Annotated in this window: 19 protein-coding genes; 6 read left to right on the forward strand and 13 right to left on the reverse strand. The window is 68.7% G+C overall.

Features of this window, described 5'->3' with window-relative positions:
• Nucleotides 1-11: 11 nt before the first annotated feature.
• A complete protein-coding gene (locus QM619_RS02170; protein ID WP_415103829.1) occupies nt 12-1154 on the forward strand; it encodes a hypothetical protein in 1143 nt (380 codons plus the stop codon).
• 66 nt (nt 1155-1220) lie between these two features.
• Here QM619_RS02170 and QM619_RS02175 read toward each other — a convergent pair whose 3' ends face one another.
• Both QM619_RS02175 and QM619_RS02180 read right to left on the reverse strand, forming a co-directional pair.
• Complete coding sequence (locus QM619_RS02175) at nt 1221-2672, reverse strand: serine/threonine-protein kinase (protein WP_415103831.1); 1452 nt, start codon at nt 2670-2672, stop codon at nt 1221-1223.
• On the reverse strand, nt 2673-3323 hold the full coding sequence (locus QM619_RS02180; protein WP_415103833.1) for a hypothetical protein: 651 nt from the start codon (nt 3321-3323) through the stop codon (nt 2673-2675).
• Nucleotides 3324-3385: 62 nt separating this feature from the next.
• Here QM619_RS02180 and QM619_RS02185 point away from each other — a divergent pair, with 62 nt between their 5' ends.
• From QM619_RS02185 to QM619_RS02195, 3 genes are all read left to right on the forward strand, one after another.
• Nucleotides 3386-5191 carry an alpha-amylase family glycosyl hydrolase gene (locus QM619_RS02185; RefSeq protein WP_415103835.1) on the forward strand — a complete coding sequence of 602 codons (1806 nt, stop codon included), beginning with the start codon at nt 3386-3388 and terminating at the stop codon, nt 5189-5191.
• A 212-nt stretch (nt 5192-5403) separates the two neighbouring features.
• Nucleotides 5404-6891: an APC family permease gene (locus QM619_RS02190; protein WP_415103837.1), complete on the forward strand. Its 1488-nt coding sequence runs from the start codon at nt 5404-5406 to the stop codon at nt 6889-6891.
• Nucleotides 6888-7763 carry a universal stress protein gene (locus tag QM619_RS02195; protein WP_415103839.1) on the forward strand — a complete coding sequence of 292 codons (876 nt, stop codon included), beginning with the start codon at nt 6888-6890 and terminating at the stop codon, nt 7761-7763. Before QM619_RS02190 ends, QM619_RS02195 begins: the two co-directional genes overlap by 4 nt.
• A gap of 45 nt (nt 7764-7808) precedes the next feature.
• Here QM619_RS02195 and pdxH read toward each other — a convergent pair whose 3' ends face one another.
• From pdxH to QM619_RS02250, 11 genes are all read right to left on the reverse strand, one after another.
• On the reverse strand, nt 7809-8444 hold the full coding sequence (gene pdxH / locus QM619_RS02200) for a pyridoxamine 5'-phosphate oxidase (protein ID WP_415103841.1): 636 nt from the start codon (nt 8442-8444) through the stop codon (nt 7809-7811).
• 44 nt (nt 8445-8488) lie between these two features.
• Nucleotides 8489-11329, reverse strand: a complete 2841-nt coding sequence (locus QM619_RS02205) for a LysM peptidoglycan-binding domain-containing protein (RefSeq protein ID WP_415103843.1) — start codon at nt 11327-11329, stop codon at nt 8489-8491.
• 1 nt (nt 11330) lies between these two features.
• The gene (locus QM619_RS02210) at nt 11331-11759 is read right to left on the reverse strand and encodes a TadE/TadG family type IV pilus assembly protein (protein ID WP_415103845.1); all 429 of its coding nucleotides are present in this window, start codon (nt 11757-11759) and stop codon (nt 11331-11333) included.
• Nucleotides 11756-12115, reverse strand: coding sequence for a TadE/TadG family type IV pilus assembly protein (locus QM619_RS02215; protein ID WP_415103847.1), 360 nt, complete (start codon nt 12113-12115; stop codon nt 11756-11758). Before QM619_RS02215 ends, QM619_RS02210 begins: the two co-directional genes overlap by 4 nt.
• Nucleotides 12112-12297, reverse strand: a complete 186-nt coding sequence (locus QM619_RS02220; protein WP_415103849.1) for a hypothetical protein — start codon at nt 12295-12297, stop codon at nt 12112-12114. Before QM619_RS02220 ends, QM619_RS02215 begins: the two co-directional genes overlap by 4 nt.
• A gap of 26 nt (nt 12298-12323) precedes the next feature.
• Nucleotides 12324-13208, reverse strand: a complete 885-nt coding sequence (locus QM619_RS02225; RefSeq protein WP_415103851.1) for a hypothetical protein — start codon at nt 13206-13208, stop codon at nt 12324-12326.
• Nucleotides 13205-14056, reverse strand: coding sequence for a type II secretion system F family protein (locus tag QM619_RS02230; protein ID WP_415103853.1), 852 nt, complete (start codon nt 14054-14056; stop codon nt 13205-13207). Before QM619_RS02230 ends, QM619_RS02225 begins: the two co-directional genes overlap by 4 nt.
• On the reverse strand, nt 14053-15513 hold the full coding sequence (locus tag QM619_RS02235; protein WP_415103856.1) for a CpaF family protein: 1461 nt from the start codon (nt 15511-15513) through the stop codon (nt 14053-14055). Before QM619_RS02235 ends, QM619_RS02230 begins: the two co-directional genes overlap by 4 nt.
• Nucleotides 15510-16277: a hypothetical protein gene (locus QM619_RS02240; RefSeq protein WP_415103858.1), complete on the reverse strand. Its 768-nt coding sequence runs from the start codon at nt 16275-16277 to the stop codon at nt 15510-15512. The genes QM619_RS02235 and QM619_RS02240 overlap by 4 nt, the downstream gene beginning before the upstream one ends.
• The gene (locus QM619_RS02245; protein WP_415103860.1) at nt 16277-16894 is read right to left on the reverse strand and encodes an SAF domain-containing protein; all 618 of its coding nucleotides are present in this window, start codon (nt 16892-16894) and stop codon (nt 16277-16279) included. The genes QM619_RS02240 and QM619_RS02245 overlap by 1 nt, the downstream gene beginning before the upstream one ends.
• 161 nt (nt 16895-17055) lie before the next feature.
• Nucleotides 17056-18495, reverse strand: coding sequence for a CCA tRNA nucleotidyltransferase (locus tag QM619_RS02250; RefSeq protein ID WP_415103933.1), 1440 nt, complete (start codon nt 18493-18495; stop codon nt 17056-17058).
• An 84-nt stretch (nt 18496-18579) separates the two neighbouring features.
• Between QM619_RS02250 and QM619_RS02255 the strand changes: the two genes are divergently transcribed.
• Both QM619_RS02255 and murJ read left to right on the forward strand, forming a co-directional pair.
• A complete protein-coding gene (locus tag QM619_RS02255) occupies nt 18580-20532 on the forward strand; it encodes a DUF6049 family protein (protein WP_415103862.1) in 1953 nt (650 codons plus the stop codon).
• Complete coding sequence (gene murJ / locus QM619_RS02260; RefSeq protein ID WP_415103864.1) at nt 20529-24068, forward strand: murein biosynthesis integral membrane protein MurJ; 3540 nt, start codon at nt 20529-20531, stop codon at nt 24066-24068. Before QM619_RS02255 ends, murJ begins: the two co-directional genes overlap by 4 nt.
• Nucleotides 24069-24182: the final 114 nt, after the last annotated feature.

Genomic DNA, 24182 nt, shown 5'->3' on the forward strand with positions numbered 1-24182 from the left:
AGGCTATCCCGATGCCTCAGAAATTCAGGTTCCGATCGAACAATCCCTTCCCAGTTCTTTCTGCGGAGGCACGTCTCATCGCTGCCGAAGACATCGTTGACACCGAATGGTCGGTAACTGATCCTCCGACCGTCAACGCGAACCCCCGAGCAATCGAGTCCTATCGAGAACTCGGCGAAATTGATGCCAGCAGGCCCGCCGCAGATTTACACACGGGACCTCATCGTCCCACCCATCCGTCGGGGCCCCTCGTTGCACACGCGGCTCGATCTCCGCTCGCCATGATTGGCACCCGATTCGCGATGATGCGCGCTTCTTATGCCGACGGGACCTTTGGTATAGCCATGCCATTGAAAGTGGGAGCCAAACAGATCGTCCCCAGGATGATATGGCTGGTCTTCGTGCTGATTACCCTGGCGATAGCAGCGATCGTCACCGAGGTCGTCTACGGACAGGCCGCCACAGCACTCTTGACTAGTGCTGACGACCGAACGGCACTCCTCGCGGCAATCACCCTGTCACTGTCGGTCAACGGCGCTTCGTTAGTGGCCGGCGGCTGGCTGCACAAGACGCACCCCTCGATCGTTCGCCGGCAAGGTGGAAAAGTGGCGTCGACCGCCGCCATCATGATCGCGGTGGTCGCGGTTACTCTCGGGCTAGTGGTCGGTGGGTTTGACAACCTCGTGATCGCGACGGCGACGGGTGGTGGCGCTACGACCGTAGAAGTCGGCACGGTGCCAGGCCGGCCGCTGCTTACGTTGACCTATACTGCGATTCTCATTCTCGTGGCCCTCGCCATGGCTGCAGGACACTTACTCATCGGCGACGCGTATGAGACCAACCGGGTCGAACTGACCGCACAGGCGCGTGCCGACGCGCAGGCGGCCAGCCTAGGACCTGAGGAGGCAAAATCCCTGCTCATGAACCTAGGAAGGGCCTACCTCAGCGTCATCCCTGAGGCGCACCGTCATGGCCGGCAACGGGTCGACACTTTCAATGCAGCGTTCAGGCGCGCCGCCGGTGCCGAGCTTGCCGAGCTTTTCGCTGATGTTGTCTACGACGAAAGTGAACCAGCTTGGGCCGAGGATGTACGAGACATGCTTGATGAACTCGACCGCCACCATGGACCAAGTGTTATCACTCGAATCGCATGACCATAAATCGTCCAGTGAGACGCGTCTGGTTGACAGACGCGTCTCACTTTGATCCGGTTGCAGACGCTACAGCAGTGCCCGGACGGCGCTGGTCGCGGTCAGCACCACCTGCTTCTCCCAGCCTTCCAGCTCTGAGGCGTCAATTGCCTTGTCGAACGCGGTCAGTGTGTTCTTGGGCGTCTGGCTCGCGGCGATCCGGGCGCTGGCGGTTTCCCACTGATTCAACAGTTCGGTCTTGGCGTCGCTGTCGGGCAGTGTGCTCAGGGCTGCCTCCACACCCTTCAGAGCCACCGCGAGCCCGAGGGATCGGGCCGGGTCAGGGGTGTTGGTGCTGGTGCGCGGCTTCGCGGTCGGAGTCTTGCTCGGCGTCGTCTTCGGCGTGGGAGATTTGGTCGACGGCGAGGGCGACTTCGACGGCTGGCCGGTGCCGCTGAACAGCTGTTTGCTGACCAGGCCGGTCAGGTTGGCGGCGATGCCGCCGGCCAAAATAGCCGCCATCAGACTGACCAGGACGCCGGCGATCCACCACGAGCCGGCCGGCTGCAGATGGCGCAGCGACTGCGCGGCGGACGCCGGCACCGACGGACCCGGCACCGGCCCACCCACTTGGGTGTAGGCCCGGGTCTGCGGCATCGGCGTGGTCCCGGGTTGCGGCATCGGCGGCGCTGCCGGTTGCGGCAGGGCCACGGTGGGCGCTTGCGGGTCGGCCTGGATCTGCTCCAGCGCCCGCAGGGTGGCGGCGGTGTCCGGCCGTTCCAGCGGGTTCTTCGACAGCAGCCGGGCCACCAGGGCGTCCAGTGCCGCAGGGGCGTCCGGACGCCGGCTGAGCAGCCGCGGCGGTGGCGTGTTGATCTGATTGGACGCCACCACGACGGCCTGATCGCCCTCGAAGGGCGGACGCCCGGTCAGCATCGTCATGATCAGGCAACCCAGCGCGTACAGGTCGGTGGCGGCGTCCACCCGATGCCCGGAGGCCTGCTCCGGCGACATGTAGGCGGCCGTCCCGATGGTCATCGCCGGCGCGGTCAGGTGCGTGTCGGCCTGACCGATGAGCTGGGCGATGCCGAAGTCGAGCAGTTTCACCCGGCCGTCGCTGAGCATCACATTGGCGGGCTTGATGTCGCGGTGCACCAGGCCGACCGCATGAGCGGCGGACAGCCCGAGAACCACCTGGCGAGCGACGTCCAGGGTCTGGGTGAGACTCAGCGGACCGCGCCGAGAGATCGCGTCGGCCAGCGACTCGCCGCGCAGCAGCTCCATCACCAGGTAGGCGGTGCTGCCGTCGACACCGCCGTCGAAGACGGTCACGGTGTGCGGGTTGGTCAGCTTCGCGGTCAGGATGATCTCGCGTTGGAACCGGCCGGCGACGGACGGGTCGCTGACCCGGCCCAGGTCGACCGTCTTGACCGCGACCTCGCGATCGAGCCGGACGTCGCGAGCCCGCCAGACCCGGCCCATGCCGCCGGCTCCGATCTCGTTTTCCAGGCGGTAACGGCCCGCCAGCAGTTTCTCGGACATCTATTCGCAAGCACCCATCGCACCCGACCCCACATCGGACGGCCGCTTGTCGTCATCGCCGCGGTACCAGATTCCCGACGGCGTCCTGAACACGTGAACCATTGATTCGCCGAGTGTGATCGTTGTCATCTTTCCCTTCGGGAAGGCGGTCTTCAGCGTCGCGAAGGTGACCTCCGCCGGATATCCGTCGGCGAGTTTCATCGTCGGCTGAAGTTTCTGGTCGAGGTTGATCACCCAGCTGGTGAAGGTGCGCGGCGACGTCGCGGTGCCCTTGGCCTTGCTCTGGAACAGGAACGCGGCACCGCCGTAGGAAAGCTGGCGGCCGTACGGGCTGGCATCGTCGAAGTCGCAGACCCGACCCGCGTAGGTGTCGTCGGGTTGACCCGCGTTCGCGGTCAACAGCGCCTCGACGCGGCTCTCGGCGCTGCCGAAGTCGGCACCGGAAAGCCCTCCGGCTTCGAGCACCACGGCGGTCGAAGCGCCGGGAGCATCGGACGGCGGGGCCGACGTGTGGCTCGGCGCCGGCGAAGCCGACGGCCGCACCGAGCCGACCGAAGGGCTGCTGCTCCCACCAGGGGACGCCATGCTGGCGCACCCGGTCAGCGCCAGCGCCGCACCGGCCGCGCCCAGCGCGCGCAAGGAGATGACCATGAACCAAAGATAGGTGGACGACGGCCTCGGGCCGTTCGGGGCCCGCCGGTAGGCTGTGCGCCATGCCTGCCTCGCCGCACCCCGGTCTGCCCACCAGAGCGCTGGACGGGATGGGCGCGATCGTCGCGGACGGCGGCGTCGGCTTCCGGGTCTGGGCACCGCACGCCGACTCGGTCACCGTGACCGGCAGCTTCAACGACTGGTCGGACGCCGGCGATCCGCTGACGTCCGAGGGCAACGGCTACTGGTACGGCTTCGTCGCCGGTGCGCGTCCGGGCGACGAGTACCGGTACCTGATCCGCAACGGCGACCAGTCGCTCAGCCGGATCGACCCGTACGCCTTCCAGGTGACCAACTCGGTCGGCAACGGCGTCATCTACGACCATGCCGCCTTCGACTGGCAGGGCGACGCGTTCGTCTGCCCGCCACACAACGACCTGGTGATCTACGAACTGCACGTCGGCTCGTTCGCACCGGCCGGCGACGGCCGGGTCGGCACCTTCGAGGCGGTGCAGGCCAATCTGCAGCACTTCCAGCGGCTGGGGGTCAGCGCCGTCCAGCTGATGCCATCCGCGGAGTTCGCCGGCGACTTCTCCTGGGGCTACAACCCGGCACACATCTTCGCGGCCGAAAGCGGCTACGGCGGCCCGGACGCCCTGAAGACGCTGGTCCGCGAGGCCCACAAGGCCGGCATCGCGGTGATCATGGACGTGGTCTACAACCACTTCGGCCCTTCCGACCTCGACCTGTGGCGCTTCGACGGCTGGTCGGAGAACGGCAAGGGCGGCATCTACTTCTACAACGACTGGCGCTCGACCACGCCCTGGGGCGACACCCGTCCCGACTACGGACGCGGCGAGGTGCGCCAGTTCATCCGGGACAACGCCTTCATGTGGCTGCGCGACTACCACGTCGACGGCCTGCGCTTCGACATGACCCCGTACATGCGTTCGGTGGACGCCGACGCCGACTTCGACCTGCCCGACGGCTGGAGCCTGCAGAGCTGGCTGAACCGCAGCATCCGCCAGGAATTCCCCGACGCCATAACCATCGCCGAGGACCTCCACGGCAACCCTGCGGTGACCAGCACCGGTCCCGAGGGCGCCGGCTATCACGCCCAGTGGGAGGCGAAATTCGTGCACCCGGTGCGGCAGGCGATCATCGTCGCCGACGACGCCTACCGGTCGGTTCCCGCGGTGGTCGAGGCGATCGCGAACAACTACGGCGACAGCTACGCGCGGGTGATCTACACCGAATCCCACGACGAGGTGGCCAACGGCAAGGCCCGGGTGCCGCAGGAGATCGACCCGGGCGACCCGGACGGCTACTGGGCGCAGAAGCGGTCCACCGTCGGCGCCGCTCTGGTGTTCACCTCGCCGGGCATCCCGATGCTCTTCCAGGGCCAGGAGTTCCTGCAGGGCGGCTGGTTCCGCGACGACGTCGGGCTGGACTGGCACCTCGACCAGGAGTACCACGGCATCGTCCGGATGTACCGGGACCTGATCGCGCTGCGCCGCAACCTGGCCGGGCTGACCAAGGGCCTGATGGGTTCGGGGCTGCGGATCATCCACGCCCACGACGACAACAACCTGATCGCGTTCCAGCGCTGGTGGGATCACGGCCCCCGCGACGACGTGGTCGTCGTGGTCAATCTGGACGCCGAGGCGCGCCACGACTACACCATCGGCATGCCGGTCGACGGGCTGTGGAAGCTGCGGTTCAACAGCGACGCGACGATCTACTCCGACGAGTTCGGCGACTTCGACTCCTTCGACCTGACCGCCTGGCCGGGCGAGCGGGACGGCATGGCGGCGCACACCGACGTCGACATCGCGCCGTACAGCGTGCTGGTCTACAGCCGGGACTGAGCGACTGTGGCCGTTCGACGGCGCATCGGCCCTCAACCCGTGGTTGAGCGTGCGAACACCGGATTCAGCCGTCATTTTGACCGGCAAACCGCCTGATCACAGGAAATCGTAACAAGTCAGTCATGAGAGAACCCGGCCAGGTTGTTCCCACGACGCCGACCAGCCGCTAGCTTGTCTCCGAGTCCCAGTCGGACAACGTATCGGGAGACGAGATGAGTGTGTCGATAGGCGAGCAACTGCGGCGGCGGAAGCCGATCGTGTTCCAGCACATGCACCACAAGGGCGAGGAGCTCGCCCGGAACATGGGCACCTTCCAGCTGATGATGTTCGGCGTAGGAGCCACGGTCGGCACCGGCATCTTCTTCGTGCTCAGCGAGGCGATCCCGAAGGCCGGCGCCGCCGTCCTCATCTCGTTCGTCATCGCCGCCGCGGCCGCGGGCCTGTCGGCACTGTGCTACGCCGAGATGGCCTCCGCGATCCCGGTCAGCGGATCGACCTACTCCTACACCTACCACGCCCTCGGCGAGGGCGCGGCGGTGCTGATCGCCGGCTGCGTGCTGCTGGAGTACGGCGTCGCCGTGTCCGCCGTCGCGGTCGGCTGGAGCGGCTACTTCAACGAACTGCTGCACAACATCTTCGGCTTCACGATCCCGAAGTTCCTGTCGCTGTCGTTCGTCCCCATCCCCGATGGCGAGGGCGGCTTCGAGGCGACCGGTGGCGGCATCAACCTGCCGGCCATGATCCTGATCCTGCTCTGCATGGTGCTGCTGCTCCGCGGCGCGTCCGAGTCGGCCACCGTCAACGCGATCATGGTGATGATCAAGCTCGGCGTCCTAGTGCTGTTCACCGCGATCGGGTTCAGCGCCTTCCAGGCCGACCACTTCAACAACTTCTTCGCCCAGGCCGCTGGAATCAGTGGCGCGGCCGGCACCATCTTTTTCTCGTTCATCGGCCTGGACGCGGTAGCGACCGCCGGTGAAGAGGTCAAGAACCCGCAGAAAGCACTGCCGCGGGCCATCATCGGGGCACTGATCATCGTCACCGCCATCTACATTCTGGTGGCCAGTGCCGGCATCGCCGCCAAGCCGGTCGAGTTCTTCTCCACCGAGGCCGCCGGCGAGGCCGGGTTGGCCAAGATCCTGGCCGACGTGACCGGCAACCAGATCTGGTCCACGGTGCTGGCCGCCGGCGCGGTGATCTCGATCTTCTCGGTGACCCTGGTCACGTTGTATGGCCAGACCCGCATCCTGTTCGCGGTCGGCCGCGACGGCCTCATCCCGAAGAAATTCCTCGCGGTCAACCCCAAGACGATGACCCCGACCTACAACACCGTCTTCGTGTCGGTGCTGGTCGCGATCGTCTCCGGTTTCGTGCCGGCCGAGTACCTGTGGGACACCGTCTCGATCGGCACGCTGATGGCGTTCACCGTGGTGGCCGTCTCGATCATGGTGCTGCGGCGGACCCACCCCGACCTGGAGCGTCCGTTCAAGGTGCCGTTCTACCCGGTCGTCCCGATCCTCACCATCGTCGCCTGCCTGTACGTGCTGTCGGGCCTTTCTGCCCTCACCTGGGCGATCTTCGGGTGCTGGATGATCGTCGTGTGGGCGTACTACTGGTTCTACGGCCGTCAGCACGCGACGCTCAACACCTACAAGTCACTGGAAGAGATCGCTGAACCCAAGGGCAAGGACGACGAATGACATACCTGGTCAGCTATCGACCGCAGACCGACGACTCGGGCGTGCTCGCCCTGGCATGCCAGTTCGCCCGCTCGGAGCCGGACACGGTGCACGCGTTGACCGTGGTGCCGCGCGGTTGGGAGACCTCCGCCGGCGCCGCGACGGACGGTGAGTTCGAGACCTGGGCCGCCGAAGAGGGCGAGGCCAGCGCCAAGGCCGCCCTGGAGATCTTGGCCAGGGAACCCGGCATCACCGCCGAGGCCACCTGGGTGACCGGGCGCTCGGTGCCGGCGGCCATCATGGAACAGGCTACGAAGCTGAACGCGAGGCTGATCGTGGTCGGTTCCGGCACCGACGGACCCGAGGGACGGATCACGGTCAGCTCGAAGACCGACCGACTGCTGCACTCGTCCAATGTGCCGGTGGTGCTCGCTCCCCGCGGCTACGACCCGGCGCCGGGTTCGAAGATCAACCGGGTCACCCTGGCGTTCCGCGACGACGACGCCACCTGGAAGCTGCTCGACGAAGTCGCTGAGATCTGCAAACGCGCCGGTGCCGAGTTGCGGCTGCTGACGGTCGCCCTGAAGCACCGGACGATGGTGACCTCACCGGTCCGGGGCGACGAGGAAGTCGTGTACGCCAAGCTGCTCGATCAGGTGAAGGGCGCCCAGCAGGAGGCCTTGGCGCACCTCGCCTCGCGTGGTGTCGAGGCCACCGTCGACGTGGCCCGCGGCTCGTCGTGGGCCTACGCCCTGGGTGGGGTGACCTGGACCGACGGCGACGTGCTGATCGTCGGGTCGTCGCGCACCCACCAGTTGGCCAACGTGTTCCTGGGTTCCGGCGGCGCCAAGATCGTCCGGAACTCGCCGGTCCCGGTGATCGTGGTCCCCTGACGGACCGTCGTTGGTCGAGCTTGTCGAGACCTCACCTCACCTGGGTCAGGGAGCCAACCGCTCCCTGACCCAGCTGCCGTCCGGAAGCAGCCGGTAGCGCAGCCGGTCGTGCAGCCGGGACGTCCGTCCCTGCCAGAACTCCCAGGTGTCCGGCACCACGCGGAATCCACCCCAGTGCTCGGGTCGCGGCGGATCGTCCCCGTAGCGTTCGGACGCCGCCTGGGCATTCGCCAGCAGCACCTCGCGATTCCCGATCACCTCGCTCTGCGGGGACGCCCAGGCGCCGATCCGGGAGCCGACCGGGCGGCTGGCGAAGTAGGCGTCCGATTCGGCGGCGGTGGTGCGCTGCACCGAACCCTCGATGCGTACCACCCGCTCCAGCTCGGCCCAGTGGAACTGCAGCGCGGCGACCGGGTTGGCGGCCAGTTCGCGGCCCTTGCGGGAGCGGTAGTTGGTGTAGAAGACGACCCCGGCCTCGTCGAAACCCTTCATCAGCACAATCCTGGTGGACGGACGGCCGTCGGCTCCGACGGTGGCCACCGTCATCGCGTTCGGCTCCCCCACGCCGGCCGCGACCGCCTCGTCGAACCACGTCTCGAACTGCCGCAGGGGCACCGTGGCGACGTGTGCCTCGTCCAGGCTGTCCCGTTCGTAGCTGACCCGCATCTCGGAAGGATCCATGCAGCGAGCCTACGACGGATCGCCGACCTGGGGTCATGCCGTACTCAGCGGGCTGCGCGCGGCCGCGTCCGGCCCTCCATGGCTCGCTGACAAGCTTCGATGGTCTCCGGCGCGAGATCGACGCCGAGCACCCGTGCTTGACCGGTGACCCAGCGCACCAGGCGCTGAACCTCGTCGGGGTTGCCGGCGAGAGCCTCGGTGTTGATCCGCTCGACGAGCAGCAGCTCATCCTCGGGTGCCGCCAACAGCGCGCGGGCGGCGGCCCAGCGGGCGACGTCCAGGTCGTGATGATGCAACGCCCACCGGGTCAGCACCACGCCGGCGTCCCGGACCAGCGACGACATGTCGGTCCGCAACTCCTCCGCCCAGCGCCATTGTCCGGGCGCTGCGTCCGCCAGCGGGGCACCTCGGACGTACTCCAGCAGGGCGACCAGCGTCTCGGGTGTTAGTCGGTTGACACCGGGCGCGGCCAGCGTCTGCACCCGTTGCCAGTCGGATTCGACGGCCGGGTGGAGCTCGATCCGGCCCGAGTAGGCCTCCGGCAGATAGGGCTTGCCGGTGGCGTCCGAACCGAGCCACGAGCGCAGCCGCGACATATTCGAACGCCGGGTGGTCTCAGCCACCACCAGTTCGGCGGCCATCCGGGTGGCCATGCTCTGCGGATTCTCCAGCAGCCAGGCGCAGTACTCCTCGCATTGCCGACGGGACCGGGCGGGCGTCGGGCCGGCGGCGCCGAGCAGCTCGATCGGGCCGAGCAGCCGCAGATAGGGGTGGTGCACGACCTCGGGCTCGGGTTCACCGATCCGGACCGACTCGCGTCGCGGCGTCAGCGTCCGGACGTTGTCGGCCTCCGACCACCAGGGGGCCTGGTCGTCGGGTAGCTCGTCGGTCGCCACGAAGATCGTCCCGATCGCGGCTCGTGTGTGTGCCGGGACGAGGTGCGGACGGAGCTCCTGCCGATCGGGGTCGAGGCGGGCGTGCGGGTCGTCCTCGGTGCCCGACAGCACCAATGCCGATTCGCCGCGGCCGGCGATCACCCCGCCGACGCCGAGATCGCGGTCGTCCAACAACTCCAGGAAGCGGACGCGGTCCGCCTCGTCCAGCTCGTCGGCGACGAGGACGATCTGGGCGGCACCGGCCTCGGCCCGGTCGGGATCGGTCCGCAGCAAGGCGGTGGGTGCGTCGGCGTCCGCTCGTTGCCGTACCACCGCAGCCAGCGCATCGAGCGCACCGGCAGGTTCGGCGTGGAACCGGACCAGCTCGGGGCAGGCGGCGCGGACGAACACCTCGTCGCCGCCCACCACCGTCAGGGTCAGCTCGGAGGCCCACGGCGAGCAGGAGAGTTCGACCGCCATCGCCGCGGCCGCGGCGTGCCGCAGGAGGCGCGGACCGTCCAGGGCCAGTGGTGAGCGGGCCTCGAGATCGACCATGATCCAGCCGCCCTCGGCTTCCCGGCCCACGGTCACGAGCGCCGGGAACGGCACCGGGTGGGACGACTGCGGCAGCTTGTCGGCCGTCGCGCGGGTCAGCCGCCACGATGTCGCCGTCACGCGCCGGAAACCCTCCGGCAGGGTGAGCGCCGGCACCTCCGACCACACGAAAGTGACCCCCGAGCCGTCGAGTCGCACCAGACTCAGCCGCGGCAACGGACGGCCGACGCCATGGGCGTGCGCGCCCAAGGCACGCAGCGCGGTCTCCAGCAGCGCCGTCACATCGGGTCGCTCACGCCGGCCCAACGCGGTCTCGTAGCGGCGGACGTCCACCGGCGGGTGGGTGATCCGATGACCCAACGGACGCGCCCGCAGCTGGTCGAGCCGGGCCAGGCTCACCCCGGCGATAATCATCGCGGCGGCGGCCGCCGAGAGCCCGCCGAGCAACGGCCAGGCCGGGTCGGAGGCCGGAGCGGCCGACATCTCGGGCAGTTGGCCGGTCTGCGGCTCCTGGCTCGACGGGGACGCCTCGCCCGAGGGCCGGGCTGTTGCCGGCGTGGGGGCCGGTTGCTCGATCTGCGGGCGGTGCACCTCGGGGGCCGGCACCGGTTTGCGCACCGGACGGTGGTGCGCCGGTTTCGGAGTGCCTGCGGTGGTCCGCGCAGGGATCAGCAGCCTCCAGCCGATGTCGATGAGGTCGGGGTCCTTGATCCGGTCGCGGTTGGCCTGGTGGATGCGCGGCCAGGCGGACGCCGACCCTAGGTGTTCCTCGGCGAGCCCGCTCAGGGTGTCGCCGCGCTCGACCACGACGGTCAGCGGGGTGGCGCCCGGCCGCTTCCTCTCCGGCTTGGCCGGCGCCCGATGGGTGGAATCGGGGACCTCGGGAACCGTCAGCCGGACGCCGGGGCGAAGATCCACCGTCGGGTTCACGAGAATGTCCGGGTTCGCCTCAGCGAGCAGCCGCCACTGACCGCCCTCCCCCAGAAGCTGCTCCGCGATGCTCCACAGATCGTCGCCGGGACGGACCAGGTAACCGGCCGACTCGTCGTGAGCCACGTTCGTACGGGCGTCGGCGCCGGGTTCGACAGCGGTCGCCACCCGAGCAGGGGCAGCAGCTGCCGGCGGCGCGACCGTGGCGGGCACGACAACGCTCGAGAGCGCAGTGGCCACCAGCGCGCCGGCCAAGGCCTGCAGCCCGCCCAGCATCGGCAGCTGCAGCGGAACCGTCCGGTGGCCGATCACGTTGACGGCCTCGATCACCACCGACACCGTGAATGCCAGCCAGGCGACCCAGCCGACCAGGGTCAGCGCGGCGAGAATGCCCGAGCCGTCGTCCGGACGAAGCAGGGCGGCCAGGCCGGCGGGCGACACCCCCCACCACCACAGCCCCACCGGGACCGCGCCAACAATCGCCAGCAGCACCAGCGCTGCGGCGAGAGCACGCAATCGAGCCATCTCAGCCTCTCCTTCGATAGCGGTCCAGCACCGAGCTGGCCTCGGCGTCCAGGTCCCAGTGCCCCGGCCAACCGGGCACCAGCAGGTCGGCCAACGGCACGCTGCAGGACACCCTGGTGCGCACCTGAGCCGGCTGCCCGACCGGCAGCCGGAAGCCGGAGACATCCACGTCGACGCTAAGCGCCGAACAATTCAGTCCGCGGGTCGAAGCCTGGTCGCGGGCGATCCGCTCGGCGTCCGCCCTAGCCTGTCCGGGTGTGGTGGCCAGCGACGCGGCCCGTGCCGCGGTGCCGGCGATCTGCTCCACGACGGTGTGACCGTGCCAGACCCGTGCCGCGCCGATGGTCATCGCGATCAGCAGCACCAGTGCCGGCACGATAACCACGAACTCCAGCGCGGCCGCTCCCCGTTCGGAGCCTGCCCGGTTCATCGCCCCGTCCTTTCCAACGGCATCACGGCATGTTCGGTCACCGCGCCCAAACCGAGGTCGACGATCAGTGGCGCCTGCCCGGTCACCACGACCCGGACGGTGCCGGCCCGCCGTTCGATTCGGACGTCGGCACCGACCAGGCCGCCGGCGTCGGCGATTCGCCAGCCCATGGCTGTGGCATCCGAATCAGAGCCCCGGTCCCATGCGATGTGCTCGGCGGCCGCGGTCGCCGCCTGCGCCGCGACATCGCGGCCATGCAGCCAGACTCCGGCTTGGATGGTGCCGAGCACGGTCAGCAGCAACGCGGGGACCAGCAACGCCCATTGGGTGGACTCAGCGGCCCCGCGTTCGCTCACTGGTTCCGCAGGACGTCCATCTTGGTATCCACCAAAGTGGTGACCACACCGACGATGATCAGCGCCACCGCCACCGCTCCGGCGAGCAGCAGGGCATTCTCGGTGGACTGGGAGAGTCCCTTCTCGCTCCGCTTCGGCGGGCTGAGCAGGAACCCGATCAGGGTGTGCAGCATGGTGGTCATGGCGGTACTCCTTACAGATGAGGACGTCAGGTGCTCAGCAGTCTGAGCAGGGGTGGGACTAGGAAAAGCAGCCCGAAGATCAGGCTGGGGATGACCATCAGGAAGGTCATCCGTTCGGAGACGGCGGCGGCCTCGACCTTCGCCCTGGTCAGGTGCGCGTCGCGCAACTCCTTGACCCGCGCACGCAGCGCGTCGGACAGTGAGGCCCCCGAGTCGTCCAGTTTCATCACGTCGGCGACGTCGCACAGGGCCGGCAACTCCAGCGTCTCGCCCAGCTTCTTCAGCTCGGCGAACGGCGCGCGCTGTTCGAGCCGGGAGCGTTGCAGCGAATCCCGGATGGCCACGAACACCGCCTGCTCGGAGACCGCGGCGGCGGTATGCAGCGACTGGGTAGCGCTCGAGTTGGCCAGCCGTTCCAGCGTGACCAGGTCCATGAAGGTCAGCAGCGCCTCGGTCGCGTCGGCAGAGACGCTGCGGGCCCGGCGTCCGATCACGATGTCGGGCACGAAGAAGCCGACCAGCCCGAACAGAACGGCGACGAGCAGCGGCATCGCCATCGACTGGCCGGCGAGCAGCAGCAGGGCAGCGCCGACCACCGTCGGCAGGACGAACCCGGCCAGCGCCGCGAGCGCCTTGTAGGTGTAGAACCGGTCGAGTCCGATGCCGCGCAACTGCAGTTGGCGACCGATCCGGTCGTCCACCCGGCCGGGGATCCGGTGGCGCACCCAGGCCCCCATTCGGTCGCCGCGCGACTCCGGCGCCGGGACGTCGATCTCGGTCTCGACGCGGCCGTCCAGTACCCGAAGCGCGTCGGTGAGCCGGGGATGGGCCGGCACGAACAGCCCGCTCATCGCCCACAGCCCGGCGGCTACCAAAACCCCGGAGACGATCGCCAGCAAGAGCCCGGTCATCGCAGGCTCCGCAGAATCCGGTCCCGGCGTCGTGGGAGAGTCATTCGACGCATGACAAGCAACGATGCGACATAGAGTGCGAGCAGCGACACCAGGAGCACCTGCCCGATCGGTGTGCCGTAGGGGGCGAAGAACTCGCGGCCGAACACCAGGGCGACGGCCAGTACCACCACGGTGATCACCGTCACCTGACGGACCACGATCCGCGGCTTGGCCCGTTCGGTGTCGATCTCGCGCTGCGCCCTGAGCCGATCTTGGATCGAATCCGCCAGTGCGTGCAGGGTGGCGGTGGCGCCGGTGCCGCCACGCTCGGCAGCCAGCGCCAACGCAGCCAGAATCGCATCGGCGTCCGGCGAGTCCAGTTCGTCGGCCATCGCCCGCAATGCCTCCGGAGCGGTCCATCGCTCGTCGAGCCTGGCCACCAGCAGTGCCAGCGGAGCGGCCAATAATTCAGGGGCGTTACGCACCGATGCCCGGATCGAGTCGGTGATCGACCGCCCCGTCGGCAGCGTGGCCGCCAGGCCACGCACCCATCGGTCGAGCACCTCCAGCATCTGGATGTCACGATTCGGCGGTGCGCTGAGCAGAATCGGCAGCCCGACCACCGCCAGCGGGACGACGAGCGCCATGACGGCGACGCCGGTGACCGCCGCGAAGCCGATTCCGGCGACCACCCCGATCGCCAGCCGCAGCCCTTGGCCGCGGGCCAGGGCTACCAGTCGCGAGCTCCACGACGACCCGGACGTCCGCCGAGCCGGCCGCGGCGGCCGGCGCCGGAGACCTGCGCCCACCAGAACCAGGCCGCCGATCAGCGCCACGCCGAGCAGACCGGCCAGCGCCGCGGTCACGACGACTCCCAGACGTGATCGAATTCCACCAATTCCGCGGCGAATTCGGGCTCCGGGTGGAAGATCATCGGCGTGGTGGCGGTTGGCGCCGCGTAGACCAGATGCGTGCTCGGACGCCCGGCTTCGATGGCGCCGGTGAGTTGCCTGATCTCCGCGACCAGGCGGGTCCGCCGTCCGCCCCGCCAGGTGTCGTCGACCAGCCGGACGTAGACGAGCAGATGGATGTGGTGGGCGATCTGCCGGTAGGCCTCGTCGACGCTCAGCACGCCACCCTGGGCGACCCGCGAGGCCAGCCGGTCCATCGTGGACGCGGCCGAATGCGAATGGGTTGTGGATAACGTGCCAGCACCGGACTGCATCGCCTCGAACATGGCGCCGGCCTCGGTACCGCGTACCTCGCCCACAATCAGCCGCGACAGGTTCTGCCGGAGAGCTTCCGGAATCAGATCGGCGACCGTGTATTCGCCGAGCCGGCGTCCGTCCTGTCGCTCACCGAGCCCGACCTTTGCCTGCAGAGCGAGCATATTGCGCCGGTTCGGCCGCAGATGGGTGAGAAGTTCGTAGTCGGTCTCCAGCGTGCCGAACCGCTCGTTGTCCGGAATCGCGTCGATCAACGCCCGCAACAAGGTCGTCTTTCCGGCACCCTGATCGCCGGCGATAACCACGGACTTCCGCGCCATCACCGCAGAGTGGAGGAAGCGTCCGACCTGATCGGGCAGCATTCCCGTGCCCACCAGATCCTTCAGTGACACGTCAGTAAGAATGTGCTGCCGGATGGTGATCGACGGCCGATAGGACAAGCCAAAGCCGATCGCGTGGAGCCGGAAGCGATCGCCCAACGCGAGCGTCATGGTCGGGTGCGCATCGTCGAACGGGCGGGCCGGCGACACCGATTCGCCCAGGAACCGGATCGCCTCGACCAACTCCTGATCGGAATCGGCGACCGGCGGACGCATCTCCCGGTGGCCGTCGCCGAATTGGACCATCACCGAGTCGTAGCCGTGGATCTCGATGTTCTCCGCGTCCGGGATCTCGAAAAGTGGCTGCAACCGGCCGTAGCCGAAGATGGCATTCTCCACCCCCGCGGCATAGGCGTGTTCGAGCGCTATCGGCCACAGCGCCTGCCCGTTGACGGACAGATCCTCTGCGTGGTCGCGGACGACCTGGCGCACCACCGAGCGGCCGAGCAGGCGGCGATCCACGTCGGGCATGGCGGTGCGGTGGGTCTCGGCATGGTCGGCGAGAGCCCGCGCGATCAATTCGGACGCCTTGCGGCGCAGCACCACGACCAGGCTCCAGTCGATGCCCACCGGCTGCTCGGGGGCGGAGGCGGGGATGGTGGCGGCCCAGTCGGACGCCACGGCGCGGCGCGGACGCCGACCCGGCAGCCGATCGGCGGGAACCGTCGTCTCGAACGGCAGGTCCTGCCACAGCGGAATCGTCGTCAGCCTGGTCATGGCCGCGCCCCGATCAATTCGCGGGTCGCGTCCAGCCGGCCGACGATCGAGGTGGCCGCGGCCCGCAGGCTGCGGACATAGGACGAGTCGCCGAAGCGGCGCGGTGGCCGGCCACCGTCGCTGAGCACCGCCGCGGGCGCCGGCGCATGCGCCACCTCGGCGGCGATGGTGGTGGCGAACTGGCCCTGAACCTCGGCCCTGCTGTACGGCATCCCGCTGCCGACAAGCACCAATGCGGTCTCGGTCGACGTCTCGGCCACCATCGGCAGATAGAGCCGCAGACCGGCCAGGGCGACCAGCGACGTCCGGGTGACCACCAGGATCTGGTCGGCCTGCTGCATGAGAGGCGCCGGCAGGCCTTCGACGCCGATCCGTCCGGCATCGATCAGGACGTCCCGATCGTCCGCGGCCAGGGCGTCCATCAAGTCGGGCCAGGCCGACCCGAACAACCCCACCACGCCGGGGTGCGGGAAGCCGGGCAGGAACCGCGTCGGCACGTCCACCGGCCGCAGCGGCGGCAACTCAATGGTTTCGTCATCGAGCAGCTCCGCCAGCGGACGCCGTTCGCGGGTGGCCTGCAGTAGGCGTCCGAGACCGCGTTGACCAGGGTGTTCACCACGCAGATAGCCGGCCAGGACGGCCTGGGTCGGGGTGCGGTCGGCGTCCACCAGCAGCACCGGACGCGGCCAGGTCAGCGCCAGTCCTAGAGCGGTCGTGGTGACACCGGGGGCATTCCCGGCGGAGGTGAGTACGACGATCGCCATCAGAGTGCCCGCTTCACCACGACGAGTCGTCCAGCGGCCGCCAACCGGGCCACCTGGTCGCTGTCGGCATCAGCGACCGTGACCTCGAGCGTGGTGCTGCCGTCGGGCGACACCGCCGGTGCCACCGCGATAGTCGCGCGGAAGGCGGAACCGGCTTCTTTGCCGTCATTGACGGCTGTGATCGGCACCAACACCACCGTGCTTCCGGCCGGCAACGCCGATATCGGAACCTGCCCGGCAGTCAGCTTGAGGCCCAATCGGGAAAAGCCGGGCTCAGCCTCTGGCTCACCGATGGACGCCGGCGTCACCAACGAACCGTTGGACAAATCGAGCAATGCGGTCTTGCCGATCAATTCGTCCGCCCGCGCAGCCGGCACAGTCTCTACTCCGAGGTGACTGCCGAGGCTGACCGGGCCCAGGTCTGTCGGTCCGATCACCTCGCCGCGATAGATGGTGCGGTTGACCTTCAACACCGAGGTGGCATCGGCCACGCTGGTGTAGAGAACCGCCGAGCCGAGCCCGCCAAGGCAGATCGCGAGGACCCCAATCAGTATCCAGCGCAGATTGCGCCGTGGCCTGACCGTGGCGGTGGCCGGTGACATGCGCGTGTCGGTCATCGTCGGATACCTCTTGCTGTGGTAATGCGTTCGATGAGCGTAGGGGGCCATCCGCCGGTGTTTCTAGGGGGTCTCAGAAAACTGTGGATAACTCGAGTGGTAGCCAGGCCGTCCCCTGCCACAGCTGAGCGGCCGCAACAGCCGCGAACCCCGGAACCCGATCAACGGGAGGCTTGCTGCTCCGCCCACCACTGCAGCAGCGTCTCGCGAGCTTTCTCCTCGCCCAACGGACCGTCGTCGATCCGCTTCTCCAACAGGTACTTGTAGGCCCGTCCGACGTCCCGACCGGGCGGAATGCCGAGGATCGCCATGATCTGGGTGCCGTCCAGATCGGGACGCATGGCGTCCAGTTCCTCCTGCTTGGCCAGCTCGTCGATCCGCCATTCCAGCTGCTCATAGGCGGTCCGCAGCCGGGCGGCCTTGCGGGCGTTGCGGGTGGTGCAGTCCGAACGGGTCAGCACATGCAGCCGCTGCAGCTCGTCGCCGGCGTCGCGGACGTAGCGGCGCACCGCCGAATCGGTCCAGTCGGCGTCCGCGTAGCCGTGGAACCGCAGGTGCAACTCGACCAGCTTGGCCACCGATTTGATCTGCTCGTTGGGGAACTTCAGCGCCTGCATTCGCTTGGTCGCCATCTTGGCGCCGACCACGTCGTGGTGATGGAACGACACCTTGCCGCCCGGTTCGAACCGTCGCGTCCGCGGCTTGCCGATGTCGTGCAGCAGCGCCGCCAGCCGGGCGATCAGATCGGGCCCGCCAAGCCTGGGCTCCAGGTCGATGGTCTGGTCGAGCACGGTCAGGGTGTGCTCGTAGACGTCCTTGTGCCGGTTGTGTTCGTCGCGTTCCATCCGCAGCGCCGGCAGCTCGGGCAGCACCTGGGCGGCCAGCCCGGTGACCACCAGAAGGTTCAGCCCGACCCGCGGGTTCGGCGCCATGATCGTCTTGACCAGCTCGTCCCGGACCCGTTCGGCCGAGACGATCGCGATCCGCTCCGCCATCGCGGTCATCGCCGCCACCACGTCCGGGGCAGGACGGAAGCCCAGCTGGGCGGCGAACCGGGCGGCCCGCATCATCCGCAGTGGATCGTCGCTGAACGACAGTTCCGGGGTGGACGGCGTCATCAGCACACCGTGCTCGGCGTCGGCCAGCCCGCCGAACGGATCCAGCAGCTCCCCGCTGACCATGTCCAGCGCCATCGCGTTCACCGTGAAATCGCGGCGCACCAGGTCGCCGCCCAGGTGATCGCCGAACACCACCGACGGCTTGCGCGAGTCGGAACTGTAGGCGTCCGACCGGAACGTGGTGACCTCGATCACCAGCTTGCGGCCGTCCGGCTCGGTGACCGCGCAACCGATGGTTCCGAAGGCACGGCCCATATCCCAGATGGCAGGTGACAGCTGCCGCAACAGCCGTTCGATCTCGTCCGGACGCGCCGAGGTGGTGAAGTCGAGGTCATTGCCGACCCGGCCCAGCAGCGCGTCCCGCACCGGCCCGCCGACCAGGTACAACTCGTGCCCGGCCTCGGCGAACAACGTCGCCAACCGTCCCACCGCGACCGACGACGTACGCAGCTGCTCCAAGGCAGCGCGCTGGGCGGAAGTCAGCTCGGGCACGTCGAGACACTTTACCGGGACGGCCCCGCTCGCCTCCTGCCGGGCCGGACGGGGCCCGCACCCTACGATGGGACGGTGACCCGCACCATCCCGGCCAAGCTCGCGCTCGTGCTGGCCTGGCTGGTCACCGTCGCCGCCGTCCTGATCGCTCCCGCGGCACCCGCACAGGCGGTCGTTCCCGAGTTGAAGGTCGAACTCACCAGCCTGCGCACCACCGGTTCCGGCAAGAAGGCCACCGCCGTGCTGCGCGGGCGGGTCACCAATGTCGGCGCGCAGCCCGCGTTCGGCGTCCGAGCGATGTTATGGCGCTCGCGCGATCCGATCACCGAGGCGTCCGTGTTCGCGTCGGTGCTGAGCGGCCAGAACCAGCCGTGGGGCACCCCGCTCTATCGCACCACCGACCACTATTTTTCGATCACTGCCTCCGACCAGGCCTTCGACCCCGGCGCCAGCGCCGAGTTCACCGTCCGCGGCACACTCGCCGACCTCGGCTTCACCGGCAAGGGCCGGATCTATCTGCTCGGCGTCCAGGTGCGCGGCACCGCGGACGCCTCCAGCAATTATCAGGTGCTGGCCCGTGCCCGCACCTTCTACGTCAACCCGCCCGAGGAGAAGCTGCCGCTGACCTCGATCGTGCTGCTGTCGGCCGCACCCAGCAAGGTGCGTCCGGACGTCTTCGCCGACGAACGGCTGCTCGACGACCTGACCGCCCGCCTCGACACCCTGCTGGGCCTGGCCGGCCGGCCCGGAATGTCCTGGCTGGTCGATCCCGCCCTCATCGACGAGATCGCCGACATGGCCGACGGCTACAGCGTCATCGACGGCAAGGCCACCCGTCCCGGGACCGGACAGCAGGTCGCCCAGTCGTGGCTGCAACGCTTCCGAGCCCTGCCGAAGGACCGCGGCGCGCGCACCCTGTTCGGCAACCCGGACGTCCTGGGCGCCGAGAAGAACCAGGCGCAAGAGGTGCTGCGGCGTTCCCTGGCGGCGACCGTGCCGTCCGAACTGAGCGGCCTGCCGTTGGTGGTGGTGCCGAACGGCGGCGTGGCGAGCGCGAGCACCCTGGCCTGGCTGAAGGATGCGGACGCCGACGCGATCGCGGTCAGCACCGCCGGACGCGGCCCGACCGTCGCCGCCGGCGCCTCCGGATCCCGGCTGCTGCGGCTCGCACCATCGACCAACTCCGCCGGCCCCGGCACCGAGGACGGCCCCGTGCAGCGCGCGCAGCGGCAGTATGCCGAGGCGATCCTCGGTGGCGGACTGGTCCGGCTGATCGGCACCCTCAATCAGGCCACGGCGGACGCCGACACCAGCCCGCGCTGGCTCACCCGGGTCGGCCTGGACAGCCTGCTGGAGGACGACCCCGAGGATGCCACCGCGACGCTCACCCTGCCCGCGAAGGTCACCACGCTGCCCACCTCCAGGTTCCGGCAGTACACCACGCTGGCCCGCGGCTTCACCGGTTACCGCGACCTGGTGCCCAACTCGGCGCTGGCCGCCGACGAGGACGCCACCCTGAGCCGCCTAGTCTCGGCCAACTGGATCGGCGGGCCGTCGCCGAACTCCTGGCTGTCCGCGGTCAACGCGGGGGTGGGCGCCGACGCGATCGCCGACCGGGTCGTCCTGTCGGCCAGCCCGCGCGTCCTGATGTCGTCGCGCACCAATGAATTCCCGGTGACCGTGATCAACCGGCTCACCGAGCCGATCGTCGTCCGGGTGGTCTTCGCCTCGGACAATCCGCAGCGGATCAGCATCGCCGACTCGGCGCCGATCACCGTCGGCCCGGGCCAAAGCCAAACCATCAACGTCCGTCCGGAGGCGAGTTCGAACGGACTGGTCAATGTGACGGCCAGCCTGCGCACCACGTCCGACAAGCCGATCGGGCGCAACACCCGGATCGCGGTCGAGGTCACCGATCTGGGTGTGATCGGGTGGATCATTGTCATCGTCTCCGGCGTCGTGCTGGTGGCGACGACCGCACTGCGCATCCGTCAGGTGCGCCGCAAGCAACGCGAGGAGGAGCTTTGAGCGTCGAGGGACGGGAAGCCCCCGCCACGTCCGGACGCCGGCTGCTGAGCGCCACCGCCGTGATGGCCTCGGGCACCATGGTGTCGCGCATTCTGGGCTTCGGACGGGCAATCCTGTTGGCCTTCGCGCTCGGCAACAGCACCCGGCAGGTCGAGATGTTCGGCCTGGCCACCCTGATTCCCAACAGTCTCTACATGCTCTTCGCAGGCGGCGCCCTGAACACCGTGCTGGTGCCGCAGATCGTCCGCGCCATCAAGAACGACTCCGACGGCGGGCAGACCTACATCAACCGGGTGATGACCGCCTTCCTGGCCGCGCTGGCCGTGATCACCGTGCTGATGGTGGCCGCCGTGCCCTGGCTGCTCACGCTGTGGACCGACTCGCTGTGGCAGACGCTGCCGCACTGGCAGTCGCTGGTCTTCATCACCTATCTGACCATGCCGCAGCTGTTCTTCTACGGCGCCTTCTTCCTGGTCGGCCAGGTGCTCAACGCCAAGGACTCGTTCGGGCCGATGATGTGGGCGCCGATCGCCAACAACGTGGTGCAGATCGGCGTGCTCGGCCTGTACGCGGTGCTCTGGGGCCACAGCGCCAACACCTCGGCACCGTTCAGCACCGATCAGGCGATGCTGCTCGGCGGCGGCTCGACACTGGGCATTCTCGTCCAGACGCTGATCCTGATTCCCTTCTATCGCCGCACCGGCTTCCACTACCGACCCCGCTGGGACCTCAAGGGAACTGGGCTTGGTCACACATTCCACCTTGCCAAATGGATGATGGGCTACGTCGCACTGACCCTGGTGGCGCAGGCCGTGGTGACCAGGCTGGCCACCTCGGCGGTGGTCGGCGGCTCCGGCGCCGGCAGCAACGTCTACAACCAGGCCTATCTGATCTGGGTGCTGCCGCACTCGCTGCTGACCGTCTCGCTGGCCACCGCGATGCTGCCGCAGGCGTCCCGGCTGGCGGCGGTCAAGGACCTGATCGGCGTCGCCGACGAGGTGCAGCGGGCCACCCGGCTGGCGGTCACCTTCCTGGTGCCGGCCTCGATCGGGCTGATCGTGCTCGCCGAGCCGATCGCCCGGGTCGCCTTCGGTCTGGGCAAGGGCGCCTCCGACTTCCACTTCGTCGCCTGGACGCTGATCGCGTTCGCGATCGGCCTGGTGCCGTTCACCATCCAATATCTGTATCTCCGCGGCTTCTATGCCCTCGAAGACACCCGGACGCCGTTCGTGCTGCAGGTGATCATCTCCGGGGTGAACGTGGCGCTGGCGATCGGCTTGGTGGTGGCCTGGAGCGATGTGAACACGGTCGCGCCACGGTTGGCGCTGGCGTACAGCGCCTCGTATCTGGTCGGTGTCTGGCTGTCGCATTTCTCGCTGCGCAGGCAACTGGTCGCCCTGGACGGCGGCGCGCTGGTTGGGCATCTGGCCAAGCTGGTCGCCGCGACCGTTCCGGCGGCCGCGCTGGCCTGGCTGGTGACCTGGTATTTCGCTCGTTTCGAGTCTGTGCTGCTGGCCCTGGTCGGTCTCGGCCTGGCGGCGATCGTGGCCGTTCTGGCGTTCTTCTTCGCCGCCAAACGGATCGGCGTCAGCGAGGCGACCCAGGTATTCCAGGCACTGCGGCGCCGGTCGGAGCCGCATCCGGTGGTGACCGTCCAGTCCGAAGAGCTGGCCGACGAGGTCGGCACCGTGGCCCTCGACGAGGACGACGACGAGCCGGAGGCCGATTCGCAGGCCGAGCAGGTCAACACCGACCCCGACGGGGCCGGCCAGTTCATCGCGATCGACCCCGACCAGCTCTTTGATGAGGACGACGAGGAGGCCGAGCCCGAGCCGTCCGAGGACGAGTTGGCGCAAGCCATGGTGGGTCAGGTGCTGGACGACCGGTACCGGCTGGACGAACTGCTCACCCGCCGCGGCCGGGCCCTCACCTGGCGAGCCTTCGATCAACGACTGTCGCGGGCCGTGCTGATGCACTTGCTGCCCGCGGACGACCCGCGTGGCGACGAGCTGATCGGCGTTGCCAAGCGGGCCTCGGGTGCCCCCGACTCAGCGTTCCTGCGGGTCCTGGACGCCGGATCGTTCGAGGGCGGCGAGCACTACATCGTCTTTGAGTACGCCCCTGGCAGTTCGCTCGAGCAGGTGCTCGCGGGCGGCCCGTTGTCGCCGGTCGAGGCGGCCTGGGTGGTGAAGGAACTGGCGCAGGCACTTGCCGCGCTGCACAGCCGTGGCCTCTATCACGAACGGATCAACCCGAGCACGGTGGTGATCACCGCCGCCGGCAATGTCCGGATCGTCGGGCTGCTGGTCCAGGCCGCACTCGACCCCGAGGGTCAGGATGACGAGTTCAGCGACGAGGCCGCCGACGTCCGGGCGTTGGGTTCGCTGCTGTACGCCTGCCTGGTCAACCGATGGCCGGACGGCGACGGCTACGGCCTGCGCGCGGCACCGCGCGAGGGGGCTCGGACGCTGACCCCGGCGCAGGTCAAGGCCGGCGTCCCGCGCATGCTGGACACCCTGTGCGACCGGATACTCAACCCGGTGCCGCGCAACCGGCAGACCCGGATCGCGACGGCACGGGCGATCGCCCAGCAGCTCTCCGCGGTACTCGGGCAAGCCAGCGCCGCCCCCGATCTGGAGCGCCGGCTGCGGTTGCCGGTCGAGCCGATCCGCACCTCGTCCGCAGCCCGGCTCAATGTGCCGGTACCGGCGTCCTCGGCGTCCGAACCCGACGAGGCGGACCTCCTCGACAGCGACGAGGACGAGGACGACGACGACACCGGCGAGCCGACCGAGCCGTGGCAGTTCCCCGGCGCGAAGCCGGACGACCCGGCCACCGAACCGTTCACGCCGATTCCGCCGCCCGCGCGTCCGACGGCCGCCGAGCAGGCACTGATCATGCCGTCGCCGCAGCGGGGCGGCATGGGACGTCCGCCGCGTCGGATGCTGGCGCTGACCATCGGACTGGTCGGATTGCTGCTCGCCGGCACCCTGGTCTGGGTGGCGATCGGACAGCTGAACGCCCAACGGCTGCCGGCAGCGCCCGCCACCAGCGCGAGCGCGGCGCAGTTGGTCACCATCGTCTCGGCCACCGACTTCGATCCGACCGCCGACCACGGCAGCAACTTCGAGAACCCGAAGCTGGCCGCTCGCGCCATCGACAACGACCCCGAGACCGCGTGGCTCACCGAGCGGTACCGCGGGGACGCCCGGTTCGGCAAGCTGAAGCCTGGGGTCGGCCTGGTCCTCGATCTGGGCAGCACCCGGAACGTGAACCAGGTGAACGTCTCGGTGATCGGCGACGGCAGCACGGTCGAACTGCGCGTGCCGGCCGACGCCAGCGTCACCAGCGCCCCGATGCGTTCACAGGCCGACTGGACCAGCGTGGCCATGGTCGAGAAGGCCACCGGGACGGCCGTGATGAAGCCGGACGAGCCGCTGAAGACCCGCTTCCTGCTGGTCTATCTGACCTCGCTGCCCCCGGAATCGGGCAACTACTACCAGGGCGGCATCAGCCACATCGAAGTCCGCGGCTAGGACCGTGCCTGTCAGCCCGACCTGCCAGGATGGCGATGTGAGGGGCTGTGAGGCTCTCGGTACGGACTTTCGATCGAACCCTTGTATTCGTACATGTGATCTATTATACTCGCA

This window comes from Micropruina sp. (assembly GCF_047606665.1).
GTDB lineage: Bacteria > Actinomycetota > Actinomycetes > Propionibacteriales > Propionibacteriaceae > Micropruina.